General features: G+C 54.8%; 11 protein-coding genes and 1 rRNA gene. 8 read left to right on the top strand and 4 right to left on the bottom strand.

The genetic code is table 11. The features are described 5' to 3' along the window. Positions 1-275 (bottom strand): 16S ribosomal RNA (locus ACP5OT_RS09675); the annotation flags it as partial. Positions 276-639: 364 nt separating this feature from the next. Here ACP5OT_RS09675 and ACP5OT_RS09680 point away from each other — a divergent pair. The 8 genes from ACP5OT_RS09680 (at position 640) to ACP5OT_RS09715 (ending at position 12,336) form a co-directional block, all read left to right on the top strand. Continuing rightward, on the top strand, positions 640-918 hold the full coding sequence (locus ACP5OT_RS09680) for a hypothetical protein (RefSeq protein WP_015941204.1): 279 nt from the start codon (positions 640-642) through the stop codon (positions 916-918). A gap of 69 nt (positions 919-987) precedes the next feature. After that, the gene (locus ACP5OT_RS09685; protein ID WP_428112919.1) at positions 988-1,782 is read left to right on the top strand and encodes a hypothetical protein; all 795 of its coding nucleotides are present in this window, start codon (positions 988-990) and stop codon (positions 1,780-1,782) included. Further along, on the top strand, positions 1,761-3,809 hold the full coding sequence (locus ACP5OT_RS09690) for a hypothetical protein (RefSeq protein WP_428112921.1): 2,049 nt from the start codon (positions 1,761-1,763) through the stop codon (positions 3,807-3,809). The genes ACP5OT_RS09685 and ACP5OT_RS09690 overlap by 22 nt, the downstream gene beginning before the upstream one ends. A 15-nt stretch (positions 3,810-3,824) precedes the next feature. Next, positions 3,825-4,151 carry a hypothetical protein gene (locus ACP5OT_RS09695; protein WP_428112922.1) on the top strand — a complete coding sequence of 109 codons (327 nt, stop codon included), beginning with the start codon at positions 3,825-3,827 and terminating at the stop codon, positions 4,149-4,151. 13 nt (positions 4,152-4,164) lie between these two features. Next, positions 4,165-7,914, top strand: a complete 3,750-nt coding sequence (locus ACP5OT_RS09700) for an FtsK/SpoIIIE domain-containing protein (protein WP_428112924.1) — start codon at positions 4,165-4,167, stop codon at positions 7,912-7,914. A gap of 676 nt (positions 7,915-8,590) precedes the next feature. After that, a complete protein-coding gene (locus ACP5OT_RS09705) occupies positions 8,591-9,979 on the top strand; it encodes an FAD-dependent oxidoreductase (RefSeq protein WP_428131993.1) in 1,389 nt (462 codons plus the stop codon). A gap of 11 nt (positions 9,980-9,990) precedes the next feature. After that, entirely contained in the window at positions 9,991-11,118 is a 1,128-nt protein-coding gene (locus ACP5OT_RS09710; RefSeq protein WP_424677445.1) for a glycosyltransferase family 4 protein, read from the top strand. 60 nt (positions 11,119-11,178) lie between these two features. Beyond that, positions 11,179-12,336, top strand: a complete 1,158-nt coding sequence (locus ACP5OT_RS09715) for a PP2C family protein-serine/threonine phosphatase (protein WP_428131995.1) — start codon at positions 11,179-11,181, stop codon at positions 12,334-12,336. A gap of 13 nt (positions 12,337-12,349) precedes the next feature. On the opposite strand, the gene ACP5OT_RS09720 is transcribed toward ACP5OT_RS09715, so the two are convergent. The 3 genes from ACP5OT_RS09720 to ACP5OT_RS09730 form a co-directional block, all read right to left on the bottom strand. After that, complete coding sequence (locus ACP5OT_RS09720; RefSeq protein ID WP_424677447.1) at positions 12,350-13,531, bottom strand: thiolase family protein; 1,182 nt, start codon at positions 13,529-13,531, stop codon at positions 12,350-12,352. Between the two features lie 82 nt (positions 13,532-13,613). Beyond that, positions 13,614-14,897 (bottom strand): hypothetical protein, encoded by a 1,284-nt coding sequence (locus ACP5OT_RS09725; RefSeq protein ID WP_428131998.1) that lies wholly within the window; start codon positions 14,895-14,897, stop codon positions 13,614-13,616. Between the two features lie 7 nt (positions 14,898-14,904). After that, a complete protein-coding gene (locus ACP5OT_RS09730; protein ID WP_424677449.1) occupies positions 14,905-15,264 on the bottom strand; it encodes a hypothetical protein in 360 nt (119 codons plus the stop codon). Positions 15,265-15,481 lie beyond the last annotated feature (217 nt).

Raw genomic sequence — 15,481 nt, forward strand, 5'->3', positions numbered from 1 at the left:
CAGACCGGGTACCCGTCACTGGCTTGGTGCGCCGTTACCACACCAACTACCTGATGGGCCGCAGGCCCGTCCCGGAGCGCCGTTGCGGCTTTCCTCCGTAGAGCGTATGCGGGATTGTCCCGTCTTTCGACGGGGTATCCCCCACTCCGGGGGTGGTCACCCACGTGTTCCTCAGCCGTTCGCCACGCAGCCGGCACACGGCCGCTGCGTTCGACTTGCATGCATTAGGCACGCCGCCAGCGTTCGTCCTGAGCCAGGATCAAACTCTACATAGATGGACTACGTGCGCGTTGGTTCACCACGCTTGCTTGTCAAGGTGCGGGGTGCAAGGGATGAAAAAACTAGCGCCACGGATGTGTGACCCTAGTCGGCGACTGCGCGCCTGGCGAGTTGTCAGGTCTACCGCCGCTCGGTGGTGAGACCGTTGCCCTTGCAACGCTGCGTAGTATAGCGAATCCCTCCCGATTTGTCAAGCGCATACCTCCGATCACGTTTTGTCTCATTACAACGCGATCTTAACCATCGAGGTCAATCACCGGTCGTCTCGAAGATTGCCGACAATTTTCGCGAGTCTTTTTGCATGTTGCAACGGTTTTATATATGCCAGGTGTTCTTCGTCCTATCGAAAGGAGGTTGACAATGAGTGACCGGGTACTCTCGACGGCAACTGCACGAGAAGCGGTAGAACGGTTTCAACGGATTGTACAAGGGCCACTGCTGCAGCAAATTAGCGATCTGAACCGTGAAGGGCAGGTTCTTTCAGATCCTAACAACTGGGATGGACGCCTTGCCGCTCAGTTCCGATCGCATTGGGCTGAGACGCATCAGAAGTTGTTGGCTATTCAGGGTTCACTTGAAGAGTTGCGCCGGCAAGTCGCTCAGATTAACCAAAACATTATGCAGGCCGGTGGTCAATAAACACAAGCTGAAGCCGGCAGGTTTCGTTCTGCCGGCTTCTGTTCAAGTATTTGATATGGAGGAAGACGGATGACATCGATATTCCAAATCAATCACGCAGAGTTGTTGTTGTTGCTCGGGTTACTCGAGTTGCCACGCCCCTTTTCGCTCGGACAAGGTACTCTGCCCGAACGTCCACTGCTCGAAGGCATGTTGAATACCGCAATGAGTAGTCTCGCTGCACGTGATTTGTTGACCTTATCACCAGAATCTGGGGAGCCACCGTTACCCCACCCTGAGCTTGCCACGCTCCTGCGCACAGTAGCACTCGCCGACAGTCTACTTATCGTCGCCAGCGGTCCACCCACGCGCCTTGGTCATATTAGTCGGTTTGGTCAGCGCTTCGTTCTCCACAGCAGTCCTTTACCAGATGTACACCGTTTTCAGGCAATCAGCGATGCAAAGCAAGTGACCGACACAATGCTTGATCTGCTCGCACCGGCGAACTTCCGCGAACCGGACAATGAAACACCTGTGCTCTTGAATGGTGAAGCGGTGTTGACCGCGTTTAATGCGCTGCATCACAACGACCTCCAAATGGCCGTGTGGGCGTTACAGAAATACGGTAGTTCATTGGCGATAGCCCAGAAGTTGGTTGAGACTATCGGCCCAAAACCCTCGCGCTACGCTCTAGCCGCGATCCGGCATATGCGACAACCTCAGCCTGAAGCGCGCGGTGCTTTGGTTATCGCCGGACGTTACGGTGGTTGGTGGGCTGCCCCGGCACCTGAGCATGCCGATCTCATGGCACTGTGGCCGGTTGGCGTCAAGGGTTTACGTTCACGGGTAGATGAGTTTGGGGCTTGGATCTGCGAGGCCGCATGAATACCGTCGCTGCTATTCCAGAGCATTTACGCCGGTTTGCTACGGTTGTCACTACCGATCTCGACCATTTGCAAGCAATAACCGGCCATCTCTCAACGATACTTAATCGGTTTCAGTCTCGTTGCCGTGAATACAGTGTTCCCGCAGTGCATGGATTGACCGACGAGTTGTTTGCACACTATCGCTCGATCGGTGATCTGGCAGCTTGGGTGCGCACGACGGCTGACCGATTAGAGGCGGCAGATCAAGGTGTTTTGCACGTCAGGACCCTGAGTAACGGTCTAACTATCATCGTTGGCAATAGCCGTCAACCAATGCTGTCACCTCATCGACTTGCCTGGACGGCGTTCGATCTCGGTGCGAGGATGGCATTGCGTGTTATCTGGGAGCTACGCTCTCCGACACGTTGGCAACCACAACTTCGCACGTCCCTGACAACTTCAGGGTGGTTCAGCAGAGTGATTGAACCAACCTTGCATTTGTCACGCTCTTGGTCGGTACTGACCGGAACGACCATACGACATTTGTTTGGCGCATTTGGACAACAGCTTCACCGGCAAGCACTGTTGTATTATCCGTCACTCTTAGCCTGGCAACACCATTGGGATACGTTTGCCGCGGTACCCTATCGCTATTACATCTGGCGCACGATAGGTCACTTGGAGGTCATTACCACATTAGGGCTGCCTCCGCTTCACACTATCGCGTGGTTGACGCGGTTTATGCCGCTCCCCTTCAGCTCGTTGGGACATTTCGCTGTATCTATCGCCGATTTGGGGTTGGTCACAAACTTACCTCCGTCTCTCTCACATCTCGCTGAGCAGATTCAACGGCGTGCGAGTATTGTGGGGCAATACCAACAGTTGTACACGATATTGCCTATCGTGACCAGCTTCGCCCAGCATTGGCAGCCTCTCAAATGGAGGCTGGGGCCATACAGTGCGTTAGCAACCACGCTAATCCTTTCCTCTCCCTTACTCGCAATGTTAGCTAGTGGACAGCTTGATCGCCTGCGACCAAGCCTACCTGTTTCTAATCCAGTTGAGGTACTGGCAATACTCGAAAACGATCTTTGGATCAATGCTTTTGAGAACCTACCCCCGGATAAAATTCGCGAACTCGCTATTCGGCTCGAGCAGCTTAATTATGCTGCCCGGATGAATTTATCACTCGGTCCATTGACTCGCTCAACAACCGGTCCAGACGCCGAACCAGATGGTCACGTCTCGGCAACAGCCGTTTTTCCACCGCTTGAGTGTAATCTTGATCCCACTCAGCCCTATCAGATCACGCCGGCTGCATTGCAGGCCAATGCCCACAGCCTGATCAGTCCGTACCTCGGCGAGGAGGTGCGCGCTGCTCGGGTCGGCGAAACAGAATATGTTGTTGGAATCAGTGGTCTTAACCTGGACAATATGGCGTATGGCACGAACGGCCTTGTTTCGGTCATTAACACTGCTGAGGGCAAAGAGTACGTCGCAGAAAATGCCTACTACCAGACAGTACGTAGCCGGATTCTCTACGTGATTGAGAACCTGCCGGAAGGTAGTACCCTTCACCTTACCGGGCACAGTATGGGCGGTGGCATGTGCATCCTGCTAAGTAACGATCCGCAGGTACAGACCGCATTGGCGCAACGCAACATCCGATTAGCCAGCGTTACTACCTTAGGTGCCGTTCGTCCGGCAGGTGAATGGAGTGACGTACCTTCCTCAATCAATGCTCAAGCCGTCACAGTCCGTCACTATGTTGATAGCGACGATGCGTTGGCAAAAGCGGTTGGCGCCGGACATGACGATTTGCGGTATCGCGATAACGTGTATACCTTAAACAATCAAACTATCGATCAACCTAGCGTTGCGCATAGCGCCTACGAAACATTCGACTATACCCGTCTACCCGACGAGGTACAAACGATGCCATTTACCATCGATCCGATGAAGTTCGAGCTACTACCGATCCCGATCCTATCCGAACCACCCGCCGTTGAGATTGAGTGGCCGGAAGCACCTCCACTTTCGGCTTAAGAGGAGGCAACCACAATGTCAGGGCCGCACGACGTGTATTGGGATTGGGGAGCCGCTAACGATGCGATTGGGGCATTACGCCGGTTAGCCGGTGAAATAGACTCGGCAGCAAACCGCCGCGCACGAGCAACTACCGAATTGCTCGGTAGCTGGGAAGGACCGCGCCAACAAGAATGGCTAGCACGCTATGCGACTATGCAGACCGCGTCCATCCGGTTACGTGAACGATGCTTACAGGTGGCAAATGCTATCGCGCAGGCCAGTGATCGCGCCCGCGCTGAACAAGATCGGATCAATCACATTCGTGCCGAACAAGAGCGTCTCGCACAACAACAACGTTAGCAGGTAGCGAACAATGCCGGACAACTACAGTCATTTTAATCGGCCACCACGCTTACGACCGCGTTGGCACGCCGAGACGGTGGAACTACCAACCCCACCAACCCCACCGCCGTCCAGAACGACCACGATCTGGTTACAGGCATTGTTGCCGGTGATTGCTGCGCTCATGTTTAGTGCCGGTGCTTGGTTTGGTCACGGCTCGTGGCTTATGTCGCTGCCGGCATTAGTGTTGGCGTTATTGAGTGGCAGCGTCACGATCTTCCACGAGCGAGAGTCGGCACGGCGTAACACCCAAGCACACACCGAACAAGAGGCGCTATTCAGTGATCGCCTCGCAGCCGCGCGCTCCCGTCTCCGCCGACTACACGAAGCAGAGCGAGCCGCCCGACGCTATCTTGCACCTGATCCGGTCGAGCTATTACAGATCGCCGGTGCGGGCGAACGTCTTCGCACACCTGAACCACGCTTATGGGAACGACGCCTACACGATGATGACGCGCTAGAGTTGCGATTGGGTAGCGGAATGTTACCTGCGGCTAGCCGAGCTGTGATTCCACCAGGTACACCGGCCGACCGTCGGATCGATCACCTGCTCGCCGAATATGCCCATCTCCAGCACGTACCGATCTGCCTGCCGTTACGTCAGCTCGGTTCATTAGGCATTGCCGGACCACGCTCTGCTGTTTTAGGTTTGGCCTATGCCCTACTAGCACAGGCAGCAACTCTGCATGCTCCCTCTGAACTGCGGATCGCTCTGATTGCAACACCCCCTGCTGCTCCCGACTGGCAATGGATAGTACGCCTACCCCACACCCAACTCGCCGACGAAACTGCAACCGGACGGGTATTGGCAGCGACAGAGCCGGCAGCCATCGAACGTCTCCTGACCCTCTTACTCGATGAATTGAGCCGACGACGTGAACTGGCGTCGGCTAACTCTTTACCTATCTTGATTATCGTCGATGGTGCAGGGTTAGTTACCGTACATACTGCTCTCGGTCAATTGCTGCGTGACGGTGGAGCATACGGCATCATAGTTGTCGTCCTGACTGACGATTGGGCCAATATGCCAGAGCACTGTGCAGCAATGGTAGAAGTCGATCAACGGATAGGACGATGGACACGAGCCGGCGAAGCATGGCCTGCAACCCCCTTCCAGCCCGATCGGTTAGATCGCAGTGGGATCGAACAGCTAGCCCGTCGTCTGGCGACAATACGTCTCAACGAGGTCGGCGTTGGACAAAATCTACCGCGCCACGTGCGATTGCTCGATTTGCTGGCAGAGTATTTCAGCGCTAACCATCCTGTTCCTACACGCTGGCAAGAATTACCGACCAATGCCTGGTGTGCCGACGTTCCTATTGGATCGGTTGGTGATGGAAAGCCATTACACCTCAATCTTAATGAACAACAACACGGCCCCCATGGGATTATTGCCGGCACCACCGGTGCAGGGAAAAGTGTCTTGCTACAGAGTATTATCACTGCCCTTGCTGTAACCCACGGTCCAGATCGGTTGAACTTACTACTTATCGATTTTAAAGGTGGCGCTGCGCTTGCACCCTTCGCTCCTTGGCCGCATACCACCGGCTTTATCACCGATCTTGACGGCAGGATGGCAACCCGTGCAATTGCAGCTATCACGAGCGAATTGCGACGACGCAAAACGATGTTACGCACCGTCACCGAATCCTACGGTGTGCATGTTGAAAATATCGCCGATTATCGAGCCTTAGCCGACAAATATACGCTAGAACCATTGCCTAATTTGCTGATTATACTTGACGAATTCGACGAAATGGCCCGCAGTTGTCCCGATTTTGTCAGTGCTCTCGTCCGCGTCGTAAAGCAAGGCCGCTCACTAGGCGTCCATTTACTGATTGCAACCCAACAACCGGCGCGCGTCGTAAGTGATGAAATCCGTAGTCAATTGAGCTACTTCATAGCGCTGCGTCTTGGGAGCAGTGAAGACAGTCGTGAAATGCTACAACGACCTGATGCGGCTTTTTTACCACCACAATTACCGGGCCGCGCCTATATGCGGAGTGGCAGCGAAGCACGACTGGTCCAGGTTGCTCGGCTCACGACACAAGCTAATGGTCAGAGTGATCTCGAGACGGTCACACGACAATTGTGTAATGCCGGTCAAGTGTATCTCAATGCGCTGAACTGGAAACCATCACCGATTTGGCAACCACCCTTACCAGCGCGTTTGACGACAATCGCACCGGCCAGTGGCCTACAAGTCGCGATTGGATTACTCGATATTCCCCAACAAACCCGACAAACACCACTACTTATCGATCTGAAAGCCGGTCATCTTGTCATTTTTGGTGGGCCGGCAAGTGGTAAAAGCGTCGCTCTGACCCGGATCGTGCTTGATCTAGCCTCTCGATTACCACCCGACGCTCTCTGGTGCTACCTGATCGATGGCGATGGTCGCTTGCTCAATGCACTCACCGGTCTGCCGCATGTCGGAGCACTTGTGCGCCCATTCGAGCGAGAAGCATTGCTCGCACTCTTCCGTCAACTCGACAACCATCTACGCGAGCGGAGAACACGGGTTGCTGCCGGGCAATCACCGGGACCACCATTGCTCCTCGCCATCGACCGCATAGCAGCAGTGCGCGATGAGCTGCGTGACACCTATGGAGAAAGTGATCTGGTGGAGTTGGTACGGCTTGCCCGTCATGGACGCGACCTTGGATTACACATCATCATCAGTGCTGAGCGAGCATCAGACCTGCCATACCGCTTGGCCGCCCAATTCGAGCAGCGGGTAGCGTTGCGGATGCCTGAACTCAACGATTACACCGACGTTTTTGGGATTCGACCGGCAACCCAACTACCCCCATTAACACCAGGACGGGGTTATTGGCTGCACAACGATGAGGGGTTGCTAGAACTACAAGTTGGATTACCAGAAGAGTGGGGCGACAGTAGTGATAGTCGCGAAATCACCCATGCAATTCGAACGCAGGTAGCAGCAATGAACGGTCTTGCATCGGCTTGTAGCGGACCGCCACCGCTAGCAATCCTCCCCGAGCGATTGTCACGTAAACAATTACCGACAGTCAGACGAGGTGACGTCGGTCTGATCATACCTTGTGGCTGGTCGGCAGAACCACCTGGTCCGGCCTTCCTACACCTCGGCTCAGCAACACCCCACGCACTTATTATCGGGCCACGCCGAAGTGGTAAGAGTAGCACGCTGCTTACCGTGGCCCACGAAGTTCAAACGGAAGCAACCGTGCGCATGATCATTATCGATGGGCCACGGCGCAGTCTCAGTCAATTGCGCACCGTACCACAAACAGTGCGTTATATCGCTGATGAAGCCGGTCTCATCGCTTTTAGCGTCGAACTAACCGAGTTACGTCATCATCCAACCGAACGATATTTGATCATTATTGATGATTATCATCTCTGCCGCGAGCGATGGCGAGATCACTTCACGCAGAGTTATAGTCCAACCCCCAATGTATTCAACCAACTGGTAGAGCTGGCGCAAACCGGTGACGAACCGTTCCACCTTTTAATTGCTGCCACGATAAGTTATGCCGATGATCCGCTGCTCCGAGCACTCGACAGTGCTCGTAATGGCATTATACTCTGGCCGGGCCGCTATGACACCGGCACGCGATTGCTGGGTTTAAACCTGCCACTCACCGACCAGCGCACGTTTGAGCAACCACCGGGACGGGCGTTGCTGGTAAGTGGCGATGATGAGCCGGTGATGGTGCAGTTGGCAGGGGAAGAGTGAATGACCTGCGCATACACAAATGGACTTTGGACGTAGGTATGAACGATGAACTAAAATGAAAAGCAAAACATTTGTACATATACAAATTAAACCCTATCCCTGTATATATGCACTGCAACCCAATTGCAAAAGGAGAGGCAACCAGCAATTTTCCTCTCTAGGATTACACCACCAACTAACCGATAGCAACCACTCCCCCAGCTATATATCCCCACCCTTTGCGTTACACCCTTTGCACTCTCTGCGCCTTTGCGTTACACCCTTTACACTCTCTGCGCCTTTGCGTTACACCCTTTACACTCTCTGCGCCTTTGCGTTACACCCTTTACACTCTCTGCGCCTTTGCGTTACACCCTTTGCATGCACACAACAAGCCTGCATCGACCTAAGCAAGATAATATCGGTAACAAGCATAATTATTATTCTGTTCTTCTATAATTGTCCACAACAAACCTATCACTGAAAATAGCCAGTCTCACCAACCCACCGGCTACTTCGCCAACCATCGCAGGCCAATTGCCGCTCAATCTTGGCTTCATGATGTTCTACACAAGAGAATTCGAACTGCCATCACAAGACGTTTGACATGACGTAATAGACATGGTACATTGCAACCCGATCTGTGCTGTATATCACAAATGGCTCAATCGGTAACCAGACGACAAAGGAGTGCGCCGTGAGTGAAACTTTGGGAAGCGCCCAACGCCCGCTGCGCGTCGCTATTATTGGCGCCGGTCCGGCCGGTTTCTACACTGTTGAGGCTTTACTAAAGCAAAAAGATCTCGTCTGCCAGATCGATATTTTTAATCGCTTCCCCACACCCTATGGACTGGTACGTGAGGGAGTTGCTCCTGATCATCAGTCGATTAAGGCGGTCACACGTATCTACGACAAACTCGCAGCCCACCCCAGTGTACGCTACTTCGGCAACGTCACCTTCGGCGTTGATATTACCCACGCCGATCTCCGCGCACGCTATGATCAGATCGTCTACGCCGTTGGCGCACAATCAGATCGACGAATGGGCATCCCGGGTGAGGATCTCTTTGGTAGTATGCCGGCAACCGCCTTCGTCGGTTGGTACAACGGCCGTCCTGATTACCGTGACCTCGAAGTAGATTTGAACGTTGAGCGGGTAGTGGTAGTTGGCAATGGAAACGTGGCAATGGATGTCACCCGCATCTTAGTCAGCGATCCTGATGAGCTGGCAAAAACCGATATTGCCGACTATGCACTCGCTGCTCTGCGCCAGAGCAAAGTTCGCGAAGTGGTGATGCTGGGTCGGCGTGGGCCAGTGCAGGCAGCCTTCACAAATCCTGAGTTGAAGGAGTTCGGTGAACTCAAAGGCGTTGACGTCATTATTGATCCGGCCGATCTTGAGCTTGATCCGCTGAGTGAGGCCGCAATGGCCAACGATAAGACAGCGGCGAGGAATGTTGAGCTGCTCCGCGAATATGCTGCACGTGGTAGTACCGGCGCACCACGGCGAATTGTCATGCGCTTCCTCGTTTCACCCATTGCAATCCACGGTGCTGATGGCCGTGTTACCGGAGTGACCATCGAACGCAACCGGCTGGTACAGGCCGCCGACGGAAGTCTGCGCCCACGCGGTACCGGTGTGACCGAAGAGATTAGCTGCGGTATGATCCTCCGTTCAGTTGGTTATCGTGGTGTCCCTCTGCCCGATGTGCCATTCGACGAAGCAAGCGGCACCATTCCCAACCGTAATGGACGTGTTCTCAATGGACCAAATGGCGAGCCGATCCCCGGTGAGTATGTGGTTGGGTGGATCAAGCGCGGCCCGTCGGGAGTGATCGGCACGAATAAGCCCGACGCCGTAGAGACCGTGAACAGTATGCTGGCCGATCTGCCAACGTTGCCCGGTGCGCCACAACATAATGATATTGCCGATCTCTTGCGCGAGCGTGGTGTTGATTTCGTGAGCTACGCCGATTGGCAACGACTGAACGAGTACGAGACGGCACAAGGTGCCGCCCAAGGTCGCCCACGGGTCAAGGTTACGCGCGTTGAGGAGATGTTGGATATTATTCGCGCCGGCCGCTAATGCGAATCGTGATGATTGCGCCCTTCGGGATCAGGCCGAAGGGTACGCTCTTGGCCCGCATGTTGCCGTTGGCACAGGCACTGCACAGACGGGGCCATGCCGTGACCATTGTGGCCCCGCCGGTACATAACCCCACCGATGGCGGAACACACCGCTCCTACGATGGAGTGATCGTTATCCACACGGCCACACCACCGCTGCGTGGGCTACCGGCAGCGCTTTGGCATACGATGGCGCTATGGCAGCAGACACGCCGGCTTCGTCCTGATGTGATTCATCTATTCAAACCAAAAGGTTTTGGCGGCCTGGCAGTGTTGGCACGTGGTCGGGTTCCACTCGTTGTCGATTGCGACGACTGGGAGGGGCCAGGTGGCTGGAATGATCTCCTGCCGTATCCACAACCGGCTAAATTGCTCTTCGCGTGGCAAGAGCGCGATTTGCCGCGCCGCGCCGATGCAGTTACGGTTGTTTCCCACACGCTCGAAACACTGGTGTGGGCAATGGGCGTGCCACCACAGCGCGTTTTCTACCTACCTAATGGTGCAGTCCCGAACGAACTACTCCCGCCGCGACCAACCGAACGACCAACCATTGTGCTCTATACCCGCTTCTGGGAACTCGATGTGGCCGAGGTGGCAACGGTGCTGGCAACGATTCACCAGGCTCGACCGACAGCTCGTCTGTTGTTGATCGGCAAAGGTGAACGCGGTGAAGAGCAGCGTCTGTTAGCGCAAGCGGCAGCCGAGGGATGGCTCACAATGGTCGATTATCGCGGCTGGCAAGAACCAACCGCTATCCCATCGTTACTCGCCGAAGCCGATGTGGCGCTAGCACCCATCCGCGATACATTAATCAACCGTGCTCGCGGAATGGCCAAATTGGTTGAAATACTTGCTGCCGGTTTACCGATTGTCGCCAGTGATGTAGGTACGGCACGTGACTATCTTGCTCCAGATGCCGGTATTCTTGTGCCACCCGGCAATCCGAACGCACTAGCGGCAGCCGTCATTAATCTGCTTGACGATGCAACGGCACGAGCCAAACTCCGTACCGCCGCTCTCGCGGCGGCCCATCGCCTCCATTGGGATAACCTCGCCCTTATTGCGGAAACCGCCTATCGCCAAACCGTCTGTCAATAAAAATCCAGTGCCATGGTATGATGATGCTCAATCAGCGTAACCGCTTTCCAAACCATACCTATGGCAGATCAACTAACCGGCCGGATCCTCATCATCGATGATAGTGAATACAATCGCTCTTTGTTGGCCCGCCAGCTTGAACGGCGTGGGCACAGCACTGTTACTGCTGCTCATGGTCGGCAAGGGTTGGAATATGCTCAACGTGAACTCTTCGATGTCATTCTGCTCGATCTGATGATGCCGGAAATGGACGGATTCACTGTGCTCGATCAGCTCAAGCATACTCCCCAGACCCACCACATTCCGGTGATCGTGATTTCGGTAATTAATGAAATCGACGATGTAGTACGTTGTATCGAGGCAGGCGCTGAAGATTATTTAACCAAGCCATTCAACCAAACATTGCTGTACGCGAAAATTAACGCCTGCCTCGAACGAAAAAGACTACGCGATAGCGAACAAGCGTATCTCAACGCTATTCGCTACGAACTAGAGTTGGGTCGGCGGACACAGGCAGACTTTTTGCCCACCAGCTTACCACAACTGACCGGTTGGGAAATTACGGCTGCGTTTGTGCCGGCGCGGGATGTGGCCGGTGATTTCTACGATGCTTTTCTCTTGCCTGATCAGCGGTTAGTCTGTTTTGTGGGGGATGTGTGTGATAAAGGGGTCGGCGCAGCATTGTTTATGGCACTGACCCGTTCACTTTTACGTGCCTTTATCGAGCAAGCTGCGGCCAATGGTACCGATCCGCTACGTGCGGTTGCAATGACCAATGAGTATATTGCCCGTCACCATCGCGCCAGCCGCACCTTCTCGACCATCTTCTGTATTATGTTTGAGCCTAAAAGTGGACTTGCACAGTATGTAAACGCCGGTCATCCAGAACCGCTCATTATCAGAGCAGATGGTAGCGTTTCGTACCTCACCACCACAGGGCCAGCCGTCGGTTGGATCGCAGATGCCTGTTTCACCATCGAGACAACCACATTGCGTGCAGGAGACATCCTTTTTGCCTACACCGACGGCGTCACCGAGGCCCGCACACGCAATGGCGAGTTGTTTGGAGAGGAACGACTGCTCAGCGCCATCGCTACAGCCCACAATCAAGCCTTTCGCCTCGATGTCATCCAGCAGGCAGTGATGATATATACCGGCCAACCGCAACCTGCCGATGATTTGACCATGTTGGCGGTATGCCGGTGTCGTACCGACTAACCGCCAACACCGATTACATGACTTCGACCTCTAACGCAACCGCTTCACCACCACCAAGGCAGAGCGCGGCAATACCTCGCTTACCACCACGTTGCCGCAATGCCGAGATGAGTGTTACCAATACTCGCGTCCCACTAGCACCGATCGGATGCCCAAGCGCAATCGCACCACCATGCACATTAACCCGATCGGCATCGAGCGACAGAGCGCGCAGATTGGCAATCACCTGAGCTGCAAAGGCCTCATTAATCTCAAATAGATCGTAATCGTCAAAGGTACGCCCGGCGCGTTTCATCAACTGTTCAATTGCAAAAGCGGGTGCCGTAAAGACTTCGAGCGGCTTCACGGCAGCCTGTGCCGCAATTCCAATACGGGCCAACGGTTGTAAGCCTAGCTGGGCAGCACGACCGGCCCGCATCAAGACAACCGCGGCAGCACCATCGGTGATACCAGGCGCGTTTCCCGCCGTTACCGTGCCATCGGCAACGAATGCCGGTTTAAGTTTCGCCAACGCAGCTAATGAGGTATCGCGCCGTGGCCCTTCGTCAACCGTCACTACATTAATTTGCCCCTTCGGCCCTGCTACCTTCACGGGGATAATCTCTTCGTTAAACGCCCCACTATCTTGCGCGGCAATCGCACGCTGGTGCGATTGCAATGCGTAGTTGTCTTGCTGTTCACGGGTAACGTGAAATGTGCGCGCAATCCATTCCGCAGCCGCGCCCATATGGTGATTCTCGAATGCGCACCATAACCCATCGTGAACAACTGCGTCGATAATCTGACCATGACCGAGTCGGTACCCGTGCCGCGCTTGGGGTAACAGGTAAGGACCTCCACTCATATGTTCCATACCACCGGCAACCAATACCTCTGCCTCACCGGCTTTGATCAGCGCAGTCCCTACCATTACCGCCTTTAGGCCACTTCCGCATACCTTGTTAATGGTCAAACCACCGACCGTTTCCGGTAAACCGGCGCGTAAGGCCGCCTGTCGTGCCGGTGATTGACCCAACCCAGCAGTGACAACGCATCCCATAATACATTCATCGATCATGGCCGGATCGATACCGGCACGTTGCACTGCCGCCTGTACGGCAGCAGCACCGAGATCAATCGCGCTCAAACCACTATAGGCGCCATTGAAGCGTCCGATCGGTGTACGCACCGCACTCACGATGACTACATCGTCCATGAATTGTTCCTCACAGTGCTGGGGGTGGTTAGATGCCACACACATTAAGCCAAATAGTAACCCTATTATAACAAGCCACGTTTTACCCTATTAAGCCACGCAACTGTCGGTAGAGGCGTAATACGCCACTGCCATTATCATAGCCGGGTGGTAACCACGCCGGCGGACGCAACAGCCACAAGCCAGCCTGTGCTGCCGGAGGTCGAGCACGCGGCACTACCGGATCGGGCAACGGCGCAACAACCTCAATGTCCGGCAGAGTCGTTGCGACCTGGGGTAGCACCTTAGCAATCGCTTTTTGTAAGACATTAGCAAGCTGAGTGCGGAATTGACCGCGTTTATGGCGAGAGGCGGAACGTAACTGAGCCGATTCGGCGGCGGATAACCGCATCGCAACGGTGAGAGTACGACAAGCCGCTTGATCATCGGTCGGTGATACGCTGATTAATACCGGCGTACCCCCAACGGCTACAATCTGACACAATGGGAGACATTCCGGTACCTGCGCATTATCAAGTGCAACGTAGCTCGTAGCCCATGCCGGCAGCGCGTTATGACGATGATGAGCTAATTGCCACGCAGCAACGCCAAGCACAACCACCCGCGCTGTTACCTTTTCACCACCGGTCAAACCAATACCCACAACTCGGGTTGGCGTCGTGAGCAATGTCACTGCACGTTGATGCCGTCGCCATTCACCACCGGCGCGTATCAACGCATCACCGAACAGCCAGGACAATGTCGCAGCATTACCGACTAACGTTTCTGCCGGTGGCAGCAACGCAACACTACCGGCCGACCATGCGCAATGGTCACAGACCGGCAGACCATAGGCCATGAGCATGGTATCGATGAAATGACGTAACGCCGGGTCGACCAACCCATAGCGCCGCAGCATATCGGCCACCGTGATTCGTCGCTGACGCAGCACCTGAATTTGAGCGAGCGGATCAAACCGCTCGGCCAACCGTAACGCAGCCATTGCTGCGGTCTCTTGGGCCTGCCAAAAGCGACTTGCCGCATCGGTCTGCGCCGGAAAGAGTGCCCGGCGCGTCCGTCGCCACTGTCCTATATCGCTCGGCACATCAATAGTGCGCGCAGGTAGATGCACCCGCCATGCCGGCTCACGACGGACAACAGGGAGATAAACCCCTACATGCGCGGCAATACGAGCGTATGGCCCGTCATTCAGACCGGCCCACTGTGGAGGGAAGGCATCGTACTGCATACCGCGCCAGCACACCTGTGGCCGCGTCGTCCCGGCACTCACGAGCAGCACAGCGCGACCATCACGAGCAAGCAGCGCAGCGAGTGCTGCCTCGGCAGCGGTATCACCAACAATGATGACATCGAAGTGGTCAGACATGCACCCTCTACCTTCCGGTCTCGAATAAGCGGGCCACCACGATGAAGAGCATCACCAAGATACCGGTATAGGCCAACCCCACCACCCTCGGCTGCCGATCACGCACCGCAAACGCCGTAGCCGGGATAAGTGCCACCGCAACCACACCATAGATGAGGTGTAATGCCATTACAACCAAATCGGTATTCCAAAGCAACGGAATCCCAATCGCAGACTGGGCAAGAATGAGTAATTGCAGAATCCCACTGAGCGGTTGCATCCCACCACGGTTACGCCAAGCTACCACTAACGCCCAAAGTAAACCGACCACGATCACCACAGAGATCGTCAGTTGCAACCGACTGTGTAACGCCAAAAGCCGCTCCATAATGCAATTATTGTAGCACGGCAACGCAAGAGCTTGGAGTATACTGATGCCACGGCGGAACTACCGTCTAGATAACATGCGAGTACCTTCATGAGTACCATTGGTATCACCGAATGTCTCATTATTCTACTATTGGTGACGGTCGTCGCTGCACTTGCGTTCCGAGTCGGCTATTTTCGTGGACGGGGGCGGAGTTGACAAAGAGCGCGTGAGAAGT

The sequence above is a fragment of the Chloroflexus sp. genome (assembly GCF_049970315.1).
In the GTDB taxonomy this organism is placed as follows: domain Bacteria; phylum Chloroflexota; class Chloroflexia; order Chloroflexales; family Chloroflexaceae; genus Chloroflexus.